This window comes from Streptomyces sp. NPDC006435, assembly GCF_040612315.1.
GTDB lineage: Bacteria > Actinomycetota > Actinomycetes > Streptomycetales > Streptomycetaceae > Streptomyces.
The window spans coordinates 23179-29178 of sequence record NZ_JBEXPY010000071.1 but is presented as its reverse complement, the minus strand read 5'-3'; the positions used below and the strand labels follow the sequence as shown (position 1 = coordinate 29178).

At 72.3% G+C, this 6000-nt stretch carries 1 protein-coding gene (only partly in view); it reads right to left on the bottom strand.

The annotated features are described in order from the left end of the window. On the bottom strand, nt 1–6000 hold part of the coding region annotated (locus ABZZ04_RS36815) for an amino acid adenylation domain-containing protein (RefSeq protein ID WP_356936601.1) (this coding region is incomplete at its 3' end). 4243 nt of the annotated region lie beyond the right edge of the window; 6000 of 10243 annotated nt are visible.

The following is a 6000-nucleotide window of genomic DNA, read 5'->3' as shown; positions in this document are numbered from 1 at the left end:
ACAGGGCGGGCTGGACCACGTCCACCCGGTCGAACGGCGGGTTCTCGCCCTCCTCACCGGCCAGGACTTCCCGCACCGACCAGCCCGTGAACGGCCGCAACGCGGCGTCGCAGGCGTCCACGGTCTGCGCGAACACCTCACTGGAATCAAGGAGTTCACGGCCCATTCCGGTCCACTGCGAGCCCTGGCCGGGGTAGACGAAGACGACCTTCCCGCGGCGCTCGGCCGCGCCCGTCACCACCGCGTCGTGCGAACGGCCCTCGGCCAGCGCCTCCAGGGCCTCGACCAGTCCGGCAGCATCCGGCGCCACCACACTCGCCCGGGACTCGAAGTGCGAACGATGACGCGCAGCCGTCACCGCCACATCCGCGAGCCGGACTTCTTCACGACCGGACAGCCACTGTGCCCAGCGCCCCGCCTGCTCGCGCAGCGCGGTCTCGTCGCGGGCGGACAGCACCACCGGCACCGTGCCGTCCGTGTCCGTGGCCGGGTCCGGTTCGGCTCGCTGCGGGGCCTGTTCGAGGACGATGTGGGCGTTGGTGCCGCCGATGCCGAAGGAGGAGACGCCGGCGCGGCGGGGTCCGTCCTCGTGCCAGGGGCGGGTTTCGGTGTTGATGTGGAAGAGGTCGGGGTCCATTCCCATTTCGGGGTTGGGGTGTTCGTAGTTGAGGCTGGGGACGAGTTCGCCGTGGTGGATGGTGAGTGCGGTCTTGATGAGTCCGGCGATGCCTGCGGTGGCGTCGGTGTGGCCGATGTTGGTCTTCACGGAGCCGATCGCGCAGGGTTCCTCGCGGTGGGCCGGGCCGAAGGCCTGTTGCAGGGCTTGTATTTCGATGGGGTCGCCGAGGCGGGTGCCGGTGCCGTGGGCCTCGATGTAGCCGATGGTGGCGGGGTCGATGCCGGCGTCGGTGTGGGCCTGGGTGATGACGCGGGCCTGGCCCTCGATGCTGGGGGCGGTGAAGCCGACTTTGGCCGCTCCGTCGTTGTTGATGGCGCTGCCGCGCAGGACGGCGTACACGGTGTCCCCGGCCTCGATCGCGTCGGACAGCCGGCGCAGCACCACCACACCGACACCGTCCGCGCCCACCGTCCCGGCGCCCTTCTCGTCGAAGGCGCGGCACTTGCCGTCCGGGGAGACGACCAGGCCCTCCTGGTAGGGATAGCCCTGGACCAGGGGAACCGTCACCGACGCCCCGCCGACGAGTGCGATGTCGGACTCGCCGCGCAGCAGGCTCTCGCGGGCCAGGTGCGTGGCGACCAGCCCGGTCGAGCAGGCCGTCTGCACGGTCAGTGCCGGGCCGCGCAGGTCGAGCTTGTGCGAGAGCCGGGTCGACAGGAAGTCGTTCCGGCCCCCGATCATGGTGCGGTAGAACGACGTCATGTCGTCGCCGGTGGACTCCGGTTCGTAGCCGCCGATGCCCGCTCCCGCGAAGACCCCGATCCTGCCGTCGAAGCTTTCCGGGACGACGCCCGCGTGTTCGACGGCCTGCCAGGCGGTCTCCAGGAACAGCCGGTGCTGCGGGTCCATGACCTCGGCCTCGGCCGGGGAGTAGTCGAAGAACGCGGCGTCGAAGAGGTCGGCGCCCTCGATGTACCCCTTGGCGGGTACGTAGTCGGGGTCGGTGATGAGTTCCTCGGGGAGTCCGGCGGCGCGGAGTTCGTCGAGGGTGAAGTGGCGGATGGACTCGACGCCCTCGCGGAGGTTGTTCCAGAAGGTGTCGATGTCGGGGGCGCCCGGCAGCTTGCACGCCATGCCCACGACGGCCACGGCGTCGTCGAGGTCCGAACGACCGGTGCGGCTCGGCGGGCGGACCGTGTCGTGTCCGAGGTGCTTCGTCGTGCCGGTGCCGTCGAGGTGGGCGGCGAGGCGGCGGACGGTGGGGTACTGGAAGAGGGCGGAGAGCGGGAACTCCCGGCCGAGTTCGGTGGTGATGATCTTGTGGGCGTTGAGGGCGGTCATGGAGCTGCCGCCGATCTCGAAGAAGCCCTTGTCGGGGTCGATGTGGGGGATGCCCAGAACGGTCCGCCAGGCCCCGGCGACGACCGCCTCGGTGGCACCGGGAGCACCGGTCGGGCCGGTGGCCGGGACCAGGTGGTCCGAGTGGTCCGAGTGGTCGTGGGTGACGGGGAGGGCGATGAGCGCGTTGCGGTCGATCTTGTTGTTGGGGGTGTGGGGGAGTGCGTCGAGGTGGTTGATCCGGGTCGGGACCATGTGGGCGGGGAGCTGTCGGGCGAGATGGGCGCGGAGGTCGGCGGAGGGGCTGGGGCTGCCGGTCCAGTGGAGGGTGAGGTGCGGGTTGTCGGGGACGGTCCGGTCGACGACCGCCGCGCATTCGACCACGCCGGGGTGGTCGGCCGCGACCGCCTCGATCTCGCCGAGCTCGATCCGATGGCCGTGCAGCTTGACCTGGAAGTCGGTGCGGCCGCGGTACTCGAGGGAGCCGTCCTCGCGGTAGCGGACCAGGTCGCCGGTGCGGTACATGCGCCCGCCGGGCGTGAAGGGGTCCTCGACGAAGCGCTCGGCGGTCAGCTCGGGGCGGCCGAGATATCCGCGGGCGACTCCGTGCCCGCCGATGAACAGCTCGCCGACGCTGCCCCGCGGCACCCGCCGGCCCGCCGGATCCAGTACGTACAGGGTCGTGTTGAGCACCGCGTCGCCCAGGGACACCTCACCGGGCTCGACGTGCCAGGTGGTGGCCCACACCGTGCACTCGGACGGGCCGTAGATGTTGGTCACCCCGCCGCGCACGGCGCTCAGCAGCTTGCGCGCCAGCCCCCGGTCCAGGGCCTCCCCGCCGACGACCATGCGGTCGAGGCCGCCGAGCAGCGCCCGCCCGTCCGAGTCCGCCAACAGCATCCTGGCCAGCGACGGAGTGCACTGCAGATGCGTCGGTCCGTACGAGCGGTAGGCGGGCCACTCGCCGACGCTGCCCTGTGCGACGACGACCCGGAAGCCGCGCGTCAGGGTCCAGATCAGCTCGACCGTGGAGATGTCGAACGACGGGCTGGTCACCGCCAGCCAGGTGTCGCCGCTGCCGCCCTCGATCCGCCGGTCCACGGCACGGCAGAAGTTGACGAACTGGCTGTGCTCGATGAGCACGCCCTTGGGGCGGCCCGTCGAACCCGAGGTGTAGATCACGTACCCGAGATCACCGGGCTCCGGGCGGGCGGCGAGGCCGGGAAGCGCGTCGCCGTCGGTCGCGCCGGACGGTTCGTCGACCCGTACGACCAGGGCCTCGGTGTCCACCGGCCGGTCCGAGACCAGCACCCGCAGTCCGCTGTCCGCGATGACGTACTCGGTCCGGTCCCGCGGGTAGTCGGGGTCCACGGGCAGATAGGCGCCCCCGGCCATCCAGATCGCCAGCACCGACACGACCAGATCTGCCGAACGCGGCAGATGCACGCCCACCGGAACCCCGGCGCCGACGCCGGCCGACCGCAGCCGATCAGCCAGCTCGGAAGCGCGCACCCACATCTGACGGTAGGTCGACTCCCGTCCGTCGGAGACCAGCGCCACCGCGTCCGGGGTGCGCCGCACCTGTGCCAGTACGAGATCCAGCGCGGTCGTCCCGCCGTCCGGTGCCGACTCCTCCAGTCGGCCGCCGCGCTCCTCCAGCCAGGCCAGCTCGGCCCCGTCGAGCACTTCGAGCTCGCCGATCGGCCGGGCGGAGTCGCGCACGACGGAGTCCAGCAGGGTGCGCAGCCCGGCGACCAGCCGCCCGGCCGCAGCCCGGCCGACGACCTGCGGCCGGAACTCGATCTCGCCGAGCAGCCCGGTCCGGCCCGAGCCGTCGTCGCCAGCCACCAGCATCACGTGCAGATCGAACTTGGCCGTGCCCCGGACATTGCCCGAGAACGCATCGGACACCGGCAGGAGCCAGGCGTCGTCCGTCCCGCGCTCCTTGTTCTGCTTCGCCCCCGTCCCCTCGAGGATGCTCTCCGTCAGATAGTTGAAGCCGGCCCGGAAGAGCGGGGTCTCGCCGTCGACGCGCTCCCCGGACGCCACCCGGACGACCTCGGTGAGCGGAACGGCCTGGTGCTCCATGGTGCCGCGGACCCGGGGAGCCATCGACTCGATCAGCTCGTCGAAGGTCGGGTCGCCCGTCAGGTCGCAGCGCAGCGGCAGGGTGTTCGCCAGGAAGCCCACCGTGTCGGTGACCTCCGGTTCACGGTTGGCCCAGATGGTGGCCAGACCGAAGTCGTACTGGTCGCAGTGACGGGCCAGCAGCACGGAGAGGGCGCTCACGTACACGGCGTACGGAGTGACCTTGCGCTCGGCGGCCAGCCGCTCCACGGCCTCGCACACCTCGGCGGGAAGGCGGAAGTGCAGCCGGTCGCCGTCCTCCGTGCCCTCCGGCACCTCGTCGGGGCCCGGCGGGAACTCCAGCCGGGGCACACCCGTGAGCTGCTCCTCGAAGAACCGCAGCCCCTCGTCGAAACCGCCCTCTGCGATGCTGCGCGCCTCCCACCGGGCGTAGTCGCCCAACTGGTGGACGATCTCCGGCGCCGAGGGCTCGCGGCCCCCGGCGAACGCCTCGCAGGCGGCCACCACTTCACGCATCAGCAGCCCCGTCGACCACCCGTCGATCACCGCGTGGTGCATCGTCAGGGACAGCAGCTGCTCGCCGCCGGAGACGTCCAGGAGAAGACAGCGGACCGGCGAGGGACCGCCCAGGTCGACGGGGAGCGTCTCCTCGCGGCGCACACGTGCCTCCACCGCGTCCCGGCCCGCACCCGACAGGTCCTCGTGGACCAACGGGATGGCGGGCGTCTCCCGCACGACCTGCACCAGTCGGTCGTCACGCATCTCCAGCCCGGTGCGCAGCGCCTCGTGCCGCTCGCCGGCCCGGGCCAGGGCACGGGCCAGCACGTCCGGGTCGAGCGGGCGCACGATCCGGGCCCGCAGCACCGCGTTGTACTGGGCGGAGCCGGGGTTGAGCTGCTCCAGGAACCACAGCCGCTTCTGGCCCTCGGTCGCCGGATGCTCGTCCCGCCGCTCCGCGCGTTCCAGCGGGATCACCGGTCCCGCCGGCCCGGCCGCTTCCACCGCCGCCCCGCCGCCCAGCACGTCCATCAGGTACTCGGCGATGGCGTACGGGGTGGGGTGGGAGAACGCCAGATCGGAGGGGAGCACGGCGTCGACGGCCGCGGAGAGCCGCCTGCGCAGCTCGACCGCCATCAACGAGTCCAGTCCCAGGTCCTTCAACGACTGCTGCTCGTCCAACTCGTCGCCCGCCGCGAGACCGATGACCACACCCGTCTCGCCGCACACCAGATCGCTCAGGGCCCGCAACCGCTCCGGCGCGGGCAGCGCCGCCAGCCGCTCGCGCAGATCCGTCTCCCGCACGGGCGCGGCCACCGCGGCCGCGGCACGCGGGCGGAACGCGCGGAGCAGACCGCGCAGCAGCGCGGGCACGACCCCGCTCTCCTCGGCGGCACGCCGCAACCCCGGCACGTCCAGGGCGACGGGCACCACGTGCGCGTGCTCCCGGCACAGTGCGGAGTCGAGCGCCGAGAGCGCCCGGTCGGCGGAGAAGGCGCCGAAACCCTGCCGCTCGATCCTGGCCAGGTCCGCCCGGGTCAGGTTCGACGTCACCCCGGTGCCGTCCTGCTCCCACAGCCCCCACGACAGGCTGATGCCGGGCAGCCCGAGACTCCGCCGGTACGTGGCGAGGGCGTCCAGCGCGGTGTTGGCGGCCGCGTACGTGGACTGCCCCGGCCCGCCGACGAGACCCGATACGGAGGAGTACAGGGCGAACACGGCCAGGTCGAACCCGCGCGTCAACTCGTGCAGATGCAGCGCGCCCCCGGTCTTCGCGGCCAGGACGCCCGCCAGCCGCTCGGGGGTCTGGGCCCCGAGCAGCCCGTCGTCCAGCGCTGCGGCCAGATGGAACACACCGGTCCACGGATGCTGTTCCGGAGCCGTCGCCAGCACCGCCGCGAGCTCCTCGCGACGGCCCGCGTCACAGGCGACGACCCGCACGTCCACGGCCCCCGCCT